Annotated in this window: 15 protein-coding genes; 6 read left to right on the forward strand and 9 right to left on the reverse strand. The window is 62.5% G+C overall.

The features are described 5' to 3' along the window. Window positions 1–5: 5 nt before the first annotated feature. Both V5F84_RS18830 and V5F84_RS18835 read right to left on the reverse strand, forming a co-directional pair. Window positions 6–317, reverse strand: a complete 312-nt coding sequence (locus V5F84_RS18830) for a DUF736 domain-containing protein (protein ID WP_394041650.1) — start codon at window positions 315–317, stop codon at window positions 6–8. An 851-nt stretch (window positions 318–1,168) separates the two neighbouring features. Then, on the reverse strand, window positions 1,169–1,438 hold the full coding sequence (locus V5F84_RS18835) for a helix-turn-helix domain-containing protein (protein WP_394041651.1): 270 nt from the start codon (window positions 1,436–1,438) through the stop codon (window positions 1,169–1,171). Between the two features lie 95 nt (window positions 1,439–1,533). Between V5F84_RS18835 and V5F84_RS18840 the strand changes: the two genes are divergently transcribed. Next, a complete protein-coding gene (locus V5F84_RS18840; RefSeq protein WP_394041652.1) occupies window positions 1,534–1,971 on the forward strand; it encodes a PDDEXK family nuclease in 438 nt (145 codons plus the stop codon). Between the two features lie 114 nt (window positions 1,972–2,085). Here the strand turns inward: V5F84_RS18840 and V5F84_RS18845 are convergent, their stop codons facing one another. From V5F84_RS18845 to V5F84_RS18860, 4 genes are all read right to left on the reverse strand, one after another. Beyond that, complete coding sequence (locus V5F84_RS18845) at window positions 2,086–2,457, reverse strand: DUF2958 domain-containing protein (RefSeq protein WP_394041653.1); 372 nt, start codon at window positions 2,455–2,457, stop codon at window positions 2,086–2,088. Then, window positions 2,454–2,792 carry a hypothetical protein gene (locus tag V5F84_RS18850; protein ID WP_394041654.1) on the reverse strand — a complete coding sequence of 113 codons (339 nt, stop codon included), beginning with the start codon at window positions 2,790–2,792 and terminating at the stop codon, window positions 2,454–2,456. The genes V5F84_RS18845 and V5F84_RS18850 overlap by 4 nt, the downstream gene beginning before the upstream one ends. A gap of 123 nt (window positions 2,793–2,915) precedes the next feature. Beyond that, entirely contained in the window at window positions 2,916–5,063 is a 2,148-nt protein-coding gene (locus tag V5F84_RS18855; RefSeq protein WP_394041655.1) for a ParB/RepB/Spo0J family partition protein, read from the reverse strand. Between the two features lie 443 nt (window positions 5,064–5,506). Then, window positions 5,507–6,016: an Rrf2 family transcriptional regulator gene (locus V5F84_RS18860; RefSeq protein WP_394041656.1), complete on the reverse strand. Its 510-nt coding sequence runs from the start codon at window positions 6,014–6,016 to the stop codon at window positions 5,507–5,509. A 204-nt stretch (window positions 6,017–6,220) separates the two neighbouring features. Here V5F84_RS18860 and V5F84_RS18865 point away from each other — a divergent pair, with 204 nt between their 5' ends. The 4 genes from V5F84_RS18865 (at window position 6,221) to V5F84_RS18880 (ending at window position 8,510) form a co-directional block, all read left to right on the forward strand. Beyond that, complete coding sequence (locus V5F84_RS18865) at window positions 6,221–6,973, forward strand: SDR family NAD(P)-dependent oxidoreductase (protein ID WP_394041657.1); 753 nt, start codon at window positions 6,221–6,223, stop codon at window positions 6,971–6,973. 32 nt (window positions 6,974–7,005) lie between these two features. Further along, window positions 7,006–7,401, forward strand: coding sequence for a VOC family protein (locus V5F84_RS18870; protein ID WP_394041658.1), 396 nt, complete (start codon window positions 7,006–7,008; stop codon window positions 7,399–7,401). A gap of 240 nt (window positions 7,402–7,641) precedes the next feature. Then, on the forward strand, window positions 7,642–7,953 hold the full coding sequence (locus tag V5F84_RS18875) for a type II toxin-antitoxin system TacA family antitoxin (protein WP_394041659.1): 312 nt from the start codon (window positions 7,642–7,644) through the stop codon (window positions 7,951–7,953). A 68-nt stretch (window positions 7,954–8,021) separates the two neighbouring features. After that, the gene (locus V5F84_RS18880) at window positions 8,022–8,510 is read left to right on the forward strand and encodes a GNAT family N-acetyltransferase (RefSeq protein WP_394041660.1); all 489 of its coding nucleotides are present in this window, start codon (window positions 8,022–8,024) and stop codon (window positions 8,508–8,510) included. Window positions 8,511–8,616: 106 nt separating this feature from the next. On the opposite strand, the gene V5F84_RS18885 is transcribed toward V5F84_RS18880, so the two are convergent. Together V5F84_RS18885 and V5F84_RS18890 are read right to left on the reverse strand one after the other, a co-directional pair. Then, entirely contained in the window at window positions 8,617–11,193 is a 2,577-nt protein-coding gene (locus tag V5F84_RS18885) for a hypothetical protein (protein WP_394041661.1), read from the reverse strand. A 50-nt stretch (window positions 11,194–11,243) separates the two neighbouring features. Continuing rightward, a complete protein-coding gene (locus V5F84_RS18890) occupies window positions 11,244–12,554 on the reverse strand; it encodes a site-specific integrase (RefSeq protein WP_394041662.1) in 1,311 nt (436 codons plus the stop codon). 411 nt (window positions 12,555–12,965) lie between these two features. Here V5F84_RS18890 and V5F84_RS18895 point away from each other — a divergent pair, with 411 nt between their 5' ends. Then, window positions 12,966–13,865, forward strand: coding sequence for a LysR family transcriptional regulator (locus V5F84_RS18895; protein ID WP_394041663.1), 900 nt, complete (start codon window positions 12,966–12,968; stop codon window positions 13,863–13,865). Between the two features lie 126 nt (window positions 13,866–13,991). Here the strand turns inward: V5F84_RS18895 and V5F84_RS18900 are convergent, their stop codons facing one another. Beyond that, window positions 13,992–14,729, reverse strand: coding sequence for an alpha/beta hydrolase (locus tag V5F84_RS18900; protein ID WP_394041664.1), 738 nt, complete (start codon window positions 14,727–14,729; stop codon window positions 13,992–13,994). Between the last annotated feature and the right edge of the window lie 32 nt (window positions 14,730–14,761).

A 14,761-nucleotide genomic window follows, 5' to 3' on the forward strand; every position in this document is an offset into this window, starting at 1 on the left:
CGGTGTCACTCGGCGGCGCGGCGGGACCAGATGAGTGCGAACTCACCCTCAGCCTCCGTCTCGACCAGGCTCGCATAGATCGGAGCCGGGAATGACGGATCGTCCAGCTTGACGGAGTGGTAGTCGCGGCCCTCGCGCGAGGTCTTCTTCCACGCCGCTCCGAACTCGGTGGCACCGGAGAAGATGCGGAAGTCCGGCCCCTTCTCGTTGTCGCCTTCGGCGGGGACGAATTCGACCGCCTTGACGTTGAGGCTCAGGGTCTTGACCGCGCCCTTGAAGCCCTTGGCGGTGGCGATGAAAGTGCCGATGGTGGCCATTGCGGTGATTCCTTCTGCTGACCGGGCCGCGCCCATCGCGGCCTCGATGGGGGTCGGCAGACCGGGGACGATCGGCCCGCAACATCCGGCGAGGACTTTTTCGCTTCGCGGTGCAAAGCCGGCCCTGGCCGGCGGCGGGAAAAAGCCGCAGGCGGCGTGTTGCGGGTTCAAGATCGAGGTGACGCCCGCGTCGCCGGTCTTCGGTCAGACCCCTGCCTATCGAGGACGAGATGGACGTGGCTTGAGACAGACGGACAGGAGGAACCACCCGATAGCTGCAATCGGAACGACGCTTTCACCGCCACCGCCAAGGGCTTCTCCGAGAGGGCCGGACAGGCCCCCAGCCTCACCGGCGGGGCGAAGTGATCGGTTCTCCCTGACGATCGGCCGGCGACAATGAGAGCGGGCTGAACCCTCTCCGCTCCTTGCCTGCCACCGAGTTCGGGGCGGCGTTGCCAAGAAACGACATTGCTCCCGCGTGGGGCCGTGGCTGCCTCGCCTCCATAAGTGCCCGGACGATGCGGGCTTTCCCGATCCGTTCGATGCAATGCGGGAATGGTCGAGACCGGCATCGGGGGCAGAATCTCCCTCATCCCGTCCCGTCGTCACGATTTGCCGAGTAACGCCGGCCGCCACAGGGGAAGTCCCTCGAAAGCGGGGCTTTATCGTGGGAATGCCCGCCGCCGCTGTCCCGCGCGTCAGGCATCGTTACCGGAGGCGAAGACCCGCAAGGGGCTTCGGAAGCCACCGCAGGAGGCGCATAGAGCCCGGCCCGAAGGGCGACGCCTAGCCTCTCAGAAATATAGGGAGTGAGAATGTGTCAGCGTTGGGATAATTGCACTGATGTTCGATCATAACGTCTTGCGCTTCGCTTTGCGCTTCGATGCAATTGCGGATACTTCGCGGATGACGTCATGTGGATCGAAGCCGATCGTTTCGGCAAGCTCAAGGAACTCGACGACATCGATGCGACGGCCGCCGGATTCGATGGCGGCAACAACAGACTGGTATCGGCCGAGCGCTTCAGCCAGATCGGATTGGCTCATGCCGGCTTCCCGGCGCTTATCGACGATGAGCTGAACCAGACGCATATGCCTTGGCGAGCGAAGCGTTTTTTGCATATGCCCTGCCGGTCATTGACGAAACCGGCAGATCAATTAAACCGAAATACAGATAACCAGAAAATCTGGTTAGCCTTGGTACAGCGGATCCCAGCATGGATTCTCGATTGTTGGCGGACCGACATCCAGCGTTAGGTCGGCTTTATCGCGTCTGGCTTGCGCGCTGTGAAGGCGCGGCCATCCCACTGGCCGGGAGTATCACCGAGCGTCTGGCCGATCTGGATGATGTGATCGTCGTGATTCGGCGCCCGGCCGAATCGGATGAGACGCTGAGGATCGAGCGCAGCGGCGAGGATGTCGACCGGCTCTATGGAGTTGCTTTGGCCGGCGAGCCGGTCGGCCGGCTCACGCCGTCGCGCCCGGATGCGGACAATGAGGCGGCCATCGTTCTCGCATCCGGGCGCACGCTGATGATGGAAGACCAGGTGCAGCTTCCGGATGGGCCTGCCCGCATCGTCCGGCTCTATTTGCCGTTTGCCGACGAGGCCGGCGCTGTGGCGGGCGTTGTGGTCGGCATCGTCAGGGCCGTCTGAAATCCGCAAAAGCGGATTTCAGACAACGGAGCGATCGTTATTGCAACCGTCCAGCATCCGGCGCATCTGTATTCACGCCACGCCACGCCACGCCACGCCACGCCGGCTCTGGCTTCAGGTGACGATCATGCCAGCACGGCGGGCGAGCTTGGCGTAGGTGCTGAGGTGATGCTCGGCCTCGAAATACAGGTCGCGTTCCACCGGCAGGCCGAGCTTGCCGCGCGCGTCCTCGATCTCGGACAACATGGCGTAGCCCAGTTCGGGACTGCCGAGGCCGAGGTCCATCAGGCCGAACAGCCGCAAGTCACCGTCCTCGGCATAGGCTTCGGTAATGAGCCATGTGGCTCCGGCGTCGGGGGTGAACAGCTTGACCACCGGGAACGGGTCGAAGCCGTCGCACTCCTCGCTGATGCGGCCGTTATCGATCAGCTGGTCGCGCATATCGTCGGGGATCAGGGGTTCAGTGCGGGGGACACGCGGGATCATGACGCGATCTCCTGCGTTGCCGCATTGATCCCTTGGCGCAGGCGAAAGGCGGCGATGGCGGCGGCCTGCCGCGCCAGCTTGCGCGCGAGCGCCTCGATCTCGGCGCGCCGTGCGAAGCGCAGCGTGGCAAGGGTCTCCTGATAGCGACGCTCGTCGGCGGGGTTCCATCGGGAGGTCGCGCGTCCGAAGCGCCGGGTCTGGACATGGGCGTTCATGGCGATGCGCTCGGCGCGGCCGGCGATCTGCCGTTCGATGATGGCAAGGTGGCGCTCGGTCTCGGCGCGCGCCCTTTCCATGCGGGTCAGCGTGGCCCGCTGCTCGCTCTCGGTTTTCATGGGTCCGGTTCTTGGTAGTGGGGCTATCGAGGTCTCCGGCCGCGCCGCGATGGCGCGGCCGGAAAATTCTCGGGGCTGACGAGAGGCTGGCCGGAGCCGCAGGCGGCGGCTCCGGCCGTGGGCTCATTCGGCGGCGTGGTCGAAGGCTGCGCCGTCGTCGGCCGGGCCGGTATCGGCGGCTTCCGAGGCGTCCAGCCAAGCGGGCCGCTCGGTGCGCAGCAGCGCGGGCAGCCAGCCGGTGGCAACGACAAGCTGCTCGGCGGTTTCCGCCATGGGCTGCTTCTTCATGCCGGCGATCCGCTCCGCTGCCTCGTCGCTGACCGCTTCCCGCACGGCGGCGACAATGTGCGCTTTGGTCACGCGGCTGAAATAGCTCCGCGCGGTGGGCGTCCAGTGGGCCGTCATGTCGAGCGCGAGCGCGCTCGCCAGCCGGTCGGCGGTCTCATGGGCGCGCGGCTTGCGCTCCCAAGGCAGCTTCACCGCATCGACGGTGAGCGAGGCGCAATGGGCGAACAGCGCCAGCACGCTCGCCTGATCCAACGCGGCGACGAAGCCCCACAGGTCAACCACGTCGCGCCGCATATCCGCCTGCCAGCCGGCATGGCGATCCGCCAGCGCCTTCGCCGGGGCGGTGTCCTCGATGCCGTCCGCATGCCCGCCAAGGTGCGGGCTGCTCGGGCGGATCTCGAGGCAGACGGCTTCCGAGCCGCGATAGAAGGTCGGCGCGGCGAGGGCATGGGTGACGGCGATCAAGGCCATGTCCGGCTGCTCGCCGAGAGCGAGGCGTAGGCCGAGCGTGCGGTGTGCCGTAAGATCTCGCACGAGAAGGTCCGACAGCGGCTTGCTCGCGTCCCCGGCGTCCTCGTCCTCGGCGTCGAGGGCGGAAACGTGGTTGCCGTCCTCGTCCTGTTCGCCGTCCTTGATGAACCCGGTGATCCCGCCATCCTCGTTGAGGCGAACGCCCTCTGCGGCTTCTTCCGGCGCCCAATTCTCGTCCTCGGGGTGCATGAAGCCGCGCTCGATGCGGGCAGTGCCGTCATGCGACAGCACGACCAACACGCCTCCGCGCGCGATGTCATCCGGGCCATAGATGTGCCGGAGCACGTCGATGCGCTCCATGTCCGCTTCGAGCACCCCAAACCGCTCGTCCGCCTCTGTGGGGAGCTCCTCTGCGCCTTCCCATTCCTCCGACAGCCGGTTGTATTCCTCCTGCGCAGCGGCATAGGCGGCGGCATCTTCCTCGGAAAGCTCCACCGGCAGCGGATAGGCGCGGCGCAGGCCGTGGGCATGGGGATAGTCGATGTGGACCGAGACCCACTTCCAGCCTTCCGCCTGAACCTCGGCGCCGATCCGCTCCAGCTTCCCGGTGACGAGCCGGTCCAGCAGCGCGGCATCCTCATAGAAGCCGCCGCGATCCTCGGTGAACAGGTCGCGCAGGATGGTACCACCGGCTTCGGCAAAGGCTTCCGCGCCGACGAAGATCGCGCGCCGGTCCGTTGCTGCCACATTGGTCTTCGTCAGGTCACGGCGGATAATCCACGGCTCCTTGTTGTAGCCGAGACCTTCATGGACCTGCTCCTGCCGGGCATGGTCCTCGGTGATGGCGAAGGCCATCAACTGATCGAGGTTCAAGCCGCCCTCGCGGTACACCTGCAACAGCTTGGGGCTGACTGTGCCGAGCCGCAGGCGCTGGCGCACCACATGCGCCGTCACGCCGAAGCGGGCGGCGATTTCCTCGGCTCCCCATCCGTGATTTTCCGCAAGCTCTCGGAACGCCTCGAACTGGTCGGCCGGGTGCATCGCCTCGCGGGTGACGTTCTCGTCAAGGCTGATCTCGTACGGGTCGTTCGCCGTGTCGATGACGCAGCGCACAGGCTCGGTCTTCCTGATCTCCTTGCGCTTCACGCGGAGAAGCTGGGCAAGCCTGCGGCCTTCGCCCACCGTCACGAAATAGCTGCCGGTGGGCTCTCCCGCCGCATCAAGCTCGGGCTCCACCACAAGGTTTTGCAGCATACCCTTGACGGCGATGCTGGCGGCCAGCGCCTCGATGGTCGCTTCGCTGTGCGGGGTCTTGCGGGCATTGCGCGGCGACTTCTTCAACTTGTTGAGCGGAATGAAATCCGCCGCGCCGCTCACGGCCTCTGCCTCCGGTGCGGGCAGCGCGCCGACGATTTCCGTCGCCGCTTCCCCGATGCTACGGACTTCCGCATCCGCAACGTGATCCGCCATCGTCTCGGTGACGGCCCGTGCCTTCTTCGATGTTCTGGCCATTGTTCCGGTCCTTTCTCCGTAAATGCCGAAGGCATGTCCTCCGACATGCCTTCCGGGGGCGCGTGAGCGCGCGGCAGAGAGGGGGGCGGCTGCCGGCGAGCAGGGCTGGGCTGCGCCGCGAGCGGGGTGGATCGGAACGGTTGGGACAATGGTAGCTATGCGCCGCCTTGCGAGCGCGCGGCCCCGCCCTCGCGCAGGCGGCGGTTGCGGGGGAGAGAGGGCTAAGACCATCTCTCCCCTTTCGGGATCGGCAAGCCTTCAGCCGCAGCCGATCAGGACAAAGCGAGCGCAGCTCGCCGTATTGTATCGGGGGCGGTGGAGACGGTGAGGACCTCTACCGTCTCCCCGTCGGAGTGGGCAATCACACGCAGGTACCCCATGGCCACCTAAGAGGCGCTATGGTTCACATCACCGATCAGGGATCAGCTTCTCGGCTTGTTCCGTTATCGCAAATCCGCACAATGTGACGTTGCGGATGAGCTCTCAGGATCGCCGGGCGTAGCGTCGCCATTTGAGCGATCACGCTCCACGATCGCCCGCAAATCGTCGAGCGCCTGAGCGAGCGTGCACGTTTGCAGCGTGGCTCTGGCGGCCTCTTCAGCATTGGTCGCCAGCCTGTCGAAATAGTCTCCGATACCCTTTGTCACGATGCAGCGGCGTGGGAAATCCGTCCGGCTCGACCAAAGGGGCTTTTCCTCTGTGACCGACACGAGAATGTCGCGCAGCGTAATCCGATCCGCTGCCCGCCCCAGGGACATTCCGCCCGACTTTCCTTTTTTTGAGATCAGAAGGCCATCGCGGATCAGGGGGGCAAGTAGCTTGCGGACAAAGGTGCCGTGGCCACCCACGGAGGCAGCCAGTTCCGCCGACGACAGGCTTGGCACACCCTCAGCCTCTGCTAGCGCAAGCGACAGCATGATCTGCAAGGCCGTAGGAAAGCGGGTATCGATCATATCGTCATTTTGCCACGCTGCTCCTCACGACCGGGGTCGGGAAGCACCACGCCTTCGGCGGGAAATCCCTCACCGGTCCAAGCGAAGACACCAAGCATGAATATCGCAGTCGCCCGGTTTATGCAATTTTGATTGTTGCATAAAGTGGGTGCACCCGTATAACTGCAACAATCAAAATTGCATTGATACGGGTGGGACTTCCAGATGAAGCTGAACGGAAAGATTGCCGTCGTAACCGGCGCGTCGAGCGGCATCGGCGCCGCGATCGCCAAGGCACTCGGAGCGGAAGGCGCCACCGTTGTCGTGAACTACCTGACCAACAGGCAGGGGGCCGATGCCGTCGTGGCGTCGATCGAGGCCGTTGGCGGGTCGGCTATCGCCGCGCAGGCTGACATGAGCAAATCTGCCGACATTGTCCGCTTGTTCGACACCGTGAAGGCCAACCATGGCAAGGTGGACATCCTGGTGAACAATGCCGGTATCGCTGTGTTCGAGATGGTCGCCGACCTGACCGAAGACGCCTTCCACAAGCAGTTCAACCTCAACGTGCTGGGTTATTTCCTCGCGATCCGCGAGGCGGTGAAGCATTTCGGGGAAACCGGCGGCAGCATCATCAATATCAGCTCGTACCTGAGCACCGATCCCTATCTGGCCTCCAGCGCTTATGCGGCGACGAAGGGGGCCGTGGACACGATGACGCTCGCATTGGCCCGTGAACTCGGGCCGCGCGGGATTCGGGTGAACTCGATCCTGCCGGGCAATACCAACACGCCCGCCACCGACGGCAATTTCGCGGGTGAGTTCGGCGAGAAGATGATTGCCGGCACGCCGCTCGGCCGCATCGGCGAACCCGAGGATATCGCGCCGGTCGCGGTATTCCTTGCATCGGAGGATTCGCACTGGGTGACGGGAGAGTCGATCCGCGCGGCAGGTGGCGTGCGCGGCGTCGGATACTGAACCTTCCTGCTTCATCTCACGAGGATCACTCCATGCTCGATCATATTTTTCTGACTGTGAGCGACCTTGATCGCTCGATCGATTTCTACACCAGAGCGCTGGCGCCGCTCGGGATCACGGAGCGTATCGACTATGATGGGAAGGACGGCCCTCCCGGGCATCCAGACCTTAAGGGCTTTGGAGCCAACGGCCGCTTCTTCCTGTGGCTCAGGGCGGGCACGCCTGCGCCCGGTGCCGTGCATGTCGGCTTCGTGGCGGATTCCGACGCGGACGTGCGAGAGGCCCATGCGGCGGCTCTCGCCGCCGGGGCCACGCAGATTCACCCGCCCGGTCCACAAGCCCACTATGATCCACGCTACTATGCTGCGCAGGTCAGAGACCCGGACGGCTACAGCCTCGAGTTCGTCTACAAGAGTTGGCAGCACTGAACCACGCGAACTCATGATCGCTTGTTCTCTTGCCGGCCAAGCGCAAGGCCTCGATGGCTTCGGTGAGGTCGTGCAACTCGGGCGTCCGCAGCGCCTGGGGGGGAATCCCGGCTGGGCGGGGGAGCGAGGGGAAAGTCTCCTCGCTCCCCGCATCAGGCTGTAGGATTGGATTGGGCCGAAATGTATTGACATTGTAATGGCAAATCTTCAATGTCCGGCTCCTGAAATAGGAGCGTTCCGATGGTGCAATCAGCCCGCTCGGAGAGTGGCCGCAAACGTGATGCTGCTCGGAAAGATGATCTCATCCAGATCCGCGCCTCGGCGGGGACTAAGGCGATCCTAAGTCGGGCCGCGAGCTTGCGCGGACAGAAGCTGTCGGAATTCATGCTGGACAGCGCCCGTCGGGAAGCGGAGGAAGCCATTCTCGACCAGCGCAGCTTCTTTCTTGATGATGCGGCGCATGTGGCCTTCCTCGCACTGCTCGATGCTCCGGCCAAGCCGGCCGAGGAACTTCTTACGCGGATGAAGCGCAAGCCCGTCTGGGAGCGTTGATGCCGGCCGGCAAGGGAGAGGGAAGCCAAAAGCGGCCCCAAGGACTACGCGTTGACCCTCCGGAGCGGTTGACCGGCGATCACGATGTCGGGGCGTTCCGAAATGGCAGGCATCCGTCTCTCGATGACTGGCTGCGGGATCGAGCCCTTGCCAGTGAAGGGATGTCGGCGCGCACCTATGTGGTTTGCGACAGGGATACCCCGAAGCGCGTCGCCGGCTATTATGCCATCTCGACCGCCATGGAAAAGCGGATCGCCCTGCCGAGCGCCAAGCTGCGCCAGGGTATGCCGGAGCAAATTCCCTTGCTGCTGATCGGTCGTCTGGCAGTCGATCAAGCGTATCAGGGAATGGGGCTTGGCACCGACCTGCTCGCAGATGCGCTGCGGCGCTGCTTGGCCGCGTCCGAGATCGCCGGCGTTCGAGCCATCGTGGCTCATGCGATCGACGATGCGGCCGTGAGCTTTTACCAGCGGCATGGATTTATTCTCTCCCCGCTCGGCGAACGGACCATGCTGATGCCGATCGAGACGGTAAGGGGATTATTTTCGGAAGCGTGACGAACAGGCGCCGATTGAGAGACACCGACCCGATCGTGCCGATGACGACCTCGGCAGCTTCGAGAAAGCAAATATCCATAAGGAATTTGCGCGGACCATCGGACGGCTAATCCGGCGATGGCAGGTAAAGATCATCGCGATGCTCTTCGGCATGAGGTATCAGTAGTTCAAAGCCAATTCCCACCCCTTCCAAATCGGCTTTGGCAGTCATGAGCTCCGCTTGAGGCCCAGCTCCGGATTCCATGACCGCAAGAAGCGCGAGATCCGGCCGGAGTCGTTTCGCCAAGTTGACCAGGTCGCGAATATCGGAACCGCGAAGGCTATGCCAGCTTGACTTGACTTCGCACAGGATTGCTTGTCCGTCGCTCAAAACCAGTAGATCGGCTTCAGCGTCAGGCTCTTCGGAGTCGGGGCGAAAACCGAACCATGTTGGTCCGGTATAAATGAACGACGACCGCGATCGTTCCAGGAGAACGGTCAGCACCCACACCAGTGATAAAACACTATGATCGCGGAGGCTCTCGATCAAAAACTCGTTCGGACGGAAAAGCCAATTGATGGCAACAGGCGCCTGAACGACGGTCTTGCAGACCTCACAACTGAGTTCTGGCGCGAGGCTGCCCAGATCAACCCAGTTGCGATGATGACAGTTGGAGCAGGTCCATTGATGCCCCTGAAAGACCATCTGGCGACGCCGCATAGCGATAAGGGACGCGTCGAGTGAATCCTCTTCGAGCTTGTCCCAATCGACGCTGGGATCGGGTTCCCCCAACTGCGGATGAGCCGCTTGATAAGCTGCACGGTGTTCCTTCCATCCGCGTTTCATATCTTCGTATTTTACGAAGTGCAGTGGATTTTTGAGCGATTTCGCCGCTTTCACAATCAGTGTTCCAAGGGCCTCTCGCTCAGTCTCTCCGCGCAGATCGAAGGCGGGAAGCCGAGGGGCGAGCTTCCGGAGTCGATCGACCGTTGGCTTAACCTTGTCGGGCTGCAATCCCGGTGTGCCGCCCAGGCGCGCAAAGAAATCTCGAAGAAATGGATGCAACAGAAAACTGCTCGCGGGCAGGAGCCCTCCGGCCATGCCCAACACCCCGGCAAGATAGCGGGCTTCGTTTGATGGATTGGCCCAATCCACTTTGGATGGAGGCTCGATCTGCCCGTACTCTTCAGCTTGCGCGGCCCAACGACCGTCCTGCGTCAGCGCAAAATAGAACGCGCCATCGGTAATAGGGACAGTGATCGTATCAATCGGATGGTCAGCGTTGTGAAAGACTGCAAGTGCGCCGCCCCGACTGCGCCGCGGGGACAATAGTGCATGGGGAGGCGTGTTCGCCAACCTGACCTGAAAGGCCTGAGCCATTCGCCAACGGCGGGGTAGGATCCAACGATTGTTGCCGCCGAAACGAGGCCCAGGACCATCATATTCGAAGAGATAGTCCGTGCCCCAATAGCCTTGGGCGAAAACCTGACGCGGCGGCGCGTCGACAAGATGATCTGGCGTTGTGGCAAGTGGGCGGGCCGAGGGTCCGGTCCAGACAAACTCCATCCAATCGGCGCGAGGAAACAGGCCGTCACCAAAGCGATTGCCTTCCCGCGCGTTGGAAAGCGCCTCATCGGTAGGCACAAGAGCATCTGGACCGGCAATCGCCTCCGCCTTGACCGCGCCCCATAGCCGAGACGTAGCTAGCCTTTGTCGGATGGCGTCGAGGTGCCCGGGGTCAAGCGAGCATGATCTGATCGCGAGTTGCGGCTGGCCCCCAGAGCCCCGATTCACGTGATTGCGGCGGTTGATGAGACTAACGAGCACTTGAACGAAATCATTGTCCTCCGCCTGCCCAGGCGTGATGCGGAAGCAACACAGATCACTGTCCAACCATGATGGAATGAACAGGCGCGCGTTCCAGAACATTACGCGATCCGAAAAGCTGTCTCCGACAACTAGATTGAAGGTCCCACTCCACCGGCCTGCTTGAATCTCCAGTTTCGGCGCGAAGAGCTGCGATGCCATCGCCAGGCTTGTTGCCTGCCCTTCGGCAAAGGCGACAAACGCTGCCATCTCATTTGGGATCGCATTGAGGTCGCGCGGAACGCCCTGGTGACGATCAGCCTGCGCCTCGGGTGAAACAATCGTCAGAAGGCTTGCTATTCCAGTTGCATCAGATGGAAACATGCCGCTGCCCTGACTGCTCCGGTAGGTTCCGAAATTGTCAGTCAGGAAACGCGTCGCGCTTTCGGTGTGCCAGCTATCAATAATTTGGACGGCAGCACCTTCACCGCGCACGCGAGTATATCGCGCAGACCGGAAAATGGTTGAAAGTGAGGAAAGCGGTTTGGATTCATAGGAGGGACGATAGCTGGACGGATCATCGGGGTGGTCCCCGCCTGTTCCATGAAAAGTATATTTCGCCGGGCAAAGTCGCTCGTGAAGCTCAATAATGTCCTCGCGGCTGAGCGACACATACGAGTAGATTAGGTCGGGATCGAAGGTCTCAAGCCATGGCCAGTAGACTTGTGAAATCCGCCCATCGATACAAGGGACGACAAGACTGAATCGTCCACCCCAACGACTATAACAATCGGCGAAGATCGCGTCCAAAGTGACGGCAGCGTATTCACCTTCTTGAATAAGAAAGGCGATTCGAATTGGACGCGGCCGCGCCCATCCTCTTAGTTCGCGAGCCATCGCACGTTCCGTGAATCCTTAACCGGAATAAGGCACCTATAGTGCGAGGGTTATCTAACAGCATCGCCTCGCTGTCGCGTATCCCTTAGTTTTCCGGCCAATGCGTTGGCAATCTTCTTGGTCACCCGATCGGCAGCTCTCTTGGAAGGATCGTTCTGAACGTGAGCATAAATCGCTGTTGAGCGCAGGTTGGCGTGACCGAGGATTGCCCCCGTTAGCGCCAGTGCCTCGCCCGAAGAGACCGCGGTCGACCCCATGGTATGCCGCAATGTGTGGGGCGTTACGCCGGGCAATGTCGCCTTCTGGATCACCTTCGGCCACAGCCGCTTTGTACCCTGGTAGTGACTATCGCCGAGTTCGGCTGGAAATACGAAGGAGGCCTCTGGGTCACGATCAACCGCATGAAGGAGTGCGATGGCTGCAGCACCAAGGGGGCGAATGGATTTGCCCGTCTTGCTGTCGGCAAGGATCAGCAAGCCCCGCTCGAAATCGACCTCTGACCAACGCAGACCAGCGATCTCATCCCGACGGCACCCGGTGAGCGCCCACAGGCGGGCAATCGCGATGGCCTTCGGATTTGCTCCCTCGGCCTCCAGGGCATCAAAAGCGGCCCCAAGTTTAGCTACTTCTTCCAGCGTCAGGAAACGCTCCCGCCGGTTGTCGGTCTTCCGGACGGAGGCCTTCTCCACCGGGTTCACGGTCATGATGCCGCGGCGATTCGCAAAGCTGAAGACGGCCGACAGATCCCGCACAACCTTTCGGGCAGCGCCATCACCGCCGCGAACAATGATGCGTTTGCGAGGCCCAGTTTTCTCGTCCCGCGCGGTCTTGCCCGCCGCAACGTCGCGGACGAATCTCTCGATTTCGCCCGTTCCAATTTCCGACACTCGTTTGCGGCCGAGCAAAGGCACTACATGATGCCGAAGTCGAGCAAGAGTGTAGGCCTTTGTCCTCTCCTTCATCGGCTCGCCCTGGCGCTGGCCCCGTTGGATAAAGCAGCCCTCTTCCTCATAGAGATCGATGAGCTTGGCCATCGTGATTTCGCGCCGTTTCTTGCCTCGATCGTTTGCTGGGTCGTCTCCCTTCGCCGCGGCACCAAGGATCGTCTTGGCCTGCTTTCTCGCTTCGTCAACGGTCAGTGTCCCATAGCGTCCGATGGTCACGAAGCGACGAGGAGCGGATCGCCCTCCATCATCGGCTCGATAACGCACGACGAATGTCTTCGTCCCGCTTGCCTCTACCCGAAGCGCGAACCCCGCCAGCTTGCTATCGCAGACGTGATATCGCGTACCACTAGGCTGGGCGGCGTCGACCGCACGTTTGGTCAACAGAACACTCGACGATCGATCCATCTCGGCCATCCATGTGGACATCGTTCGGAAATGGTGTCCACATGGTGTCCACCGTGATGGGAAAATCCATATCATGGCGAACATCTAAATATCAACAATCGATTGATTTATAATCGTTATTTACCACAAGAGCCAACTCAGGAAAAGCCTATCAAAGCCATCTCACAACCTTGCCAAGGTTGGGGTCGAGGGTTCGAATCCCTTCGCCCGCTCCAGTTTTTATCCGAAAAATCAGATCTATAGCAGACGCCCTCCGGGGCGTTTTCTGCGTTGTGGCTATAGCTCTGGGCGCGGTGCGTCGCCCGTAGCGGGTGAGGACGGGCGATTTTCCGGCCGGCTCCGCCCCGGATCGATCGGTGGCCGGACGACGCGCGAGCCGGTACCATCGGTCTGGGCAATCCAACTGCTTGGGTTTGAAACGTGGAACTGCGCCAACTCCGATATTTCCTGGCGGTCGCGCGGACCCTGAATTTCACCAAGGCGGCCGCGGAGGTTCATATCGCGCAGCCGCCGCTGAGCCGGCAGGTCGCGAAGCTCGAGGCCGAGCTGGGGGTGTCCTTGTTCCACCGGAACCCGCGTGGACTGAAGCTGACCGCCGCCGGCGCCCTGCTGGTGGAACGCGCGAGCGAAATCCTGATGAGGGTGGAGCGGACCAAGCGGGACGTCGCCGCCTTCAACGCGAAGCGGCGACGTCTTTTCAAGATCGGCTTCGATCTTCCCCTGCTGTACGGCCGGTCTCCCCGGATCTTCCGGTATCTGCGCGAGAACCATAGCGAATACGAGTTCGAATATGTCGAGGTCGCATCGGTCGATCAGCCTCGCGCCCTCCGCAACGGAGAGATCGACCTCGCCCTCGGCCTGACGCTGCTGGTGGACGACCAGGTCGAGCAGATCATCGTCCGGAACGAGTCGCTGATGCTGGCGCTGCCGACGGGCCACCCGGCGTTTCGTGGCGCCGGCCAGCCCGTCCGGCTGGCGGATTTCAGGAGCGAAACCCTGATATTGTATGAGGAGCAGGTCTCCCCCGGATCGCAAGATCCTGTCCTGCGCTTCATCGAGCATGTCGGCTTCACGCCCGCGGACACGATGACGATCCGCGGACTGGCCGCCGCGCTGGGCCTGGCTGCCGCCGGCATCGGCTTCAGCATCGTTCCGGCGAGAGCGCTGCTGATGCGCAGCCAGGACATCTGCTTCGCGCCGCTGGCCGAGGACGGCGCAACCTCACCCGTCGTCCTGAGCACCCTGCGGGGAACCAACGGACCGATGGTTGCCGGCATCCTGGCGGAGGTCAAGCGGTTGACAGAGGCCGACTTAACCTGAACGTGCGGGTGCGAGCCTCGCCCACTCCGGCCGGCCATGAAGCTGAAGGGCCCTGCGCGCGCAGGACCCTTCACCACGTCGCGCGGGCAGGCCATTCGGCTGCGGACGCCATGCTGCGGGGCGCGGTCAGTTCGCAGCGGCTTTCTCGATCACCGCGGCCACCTCGGCGGGATGGGAAACGAACACCGCGTGGCTCGCACCGGGGATTTCGGTGATCTCGGCATTTGCACGCGTGTACATGAAGCGCTCCAGCACCGGGCTGGCGGTGCGATCGAGTTGCGGGACGATGCCGTAGCTCCGCTTGACCTTCCACGCCGCGACCTTGGTCTTCGTGTCGAACGCCTTTGCCGCGATCATGACCTGCGAATCCGCCATGAAATCGCTCTGGTCCCCGGGGAGGTCGGCTGCGAATGCGTCGTGGAACCGCGCCGGATCGAGCATGAGGAAGCCGTCGGGTGTCGCGCGGATGGCATCGGCGGTGGGCGACGGCGTGATCTTGAAGAGGTCTTCCAGGCTCTCGCCCACATCGGGAACGGCCGCCGCAACATAAACAAGTGCGGTCACCTTGGGGTCGTCACCGGCTTCCGTGATGAGCTGGCCGCCATAGCTGTGGCCGACCAGAACCACCGGGCCATCCGCCAGGGCGATCGCGCGCTTCACGGCCTGGACATCTTCTTCCTCGCTGGTCTGCGGCTGCTGCACCACCTGGACTTTGTAGCCCTTCGCCTTGAGACGATGGTAAACGCCCATCCAGCCCGAGCCATCGGCCAGCGCGCCATGAACCAGAATGACGTTGCGCGCCGGGGCAGCATCAGCCGCGGATACCGTGAAGGCTCCCGACAAAAGCGCGGCACCGACGATCAACGCCTTACCATAACGACCAAACATAATAATTC

Origin of the sequence: Roseixanthobacter liquoris (genome assembly GCF_043195135.2) — a bacterium.
Taxonomy (GTDB): domain Bacteria; phylum Pseudomonadota; class Alphaproteobacteria; order Rhizobiales; family Xanthobacteraceae; genus NCEH01.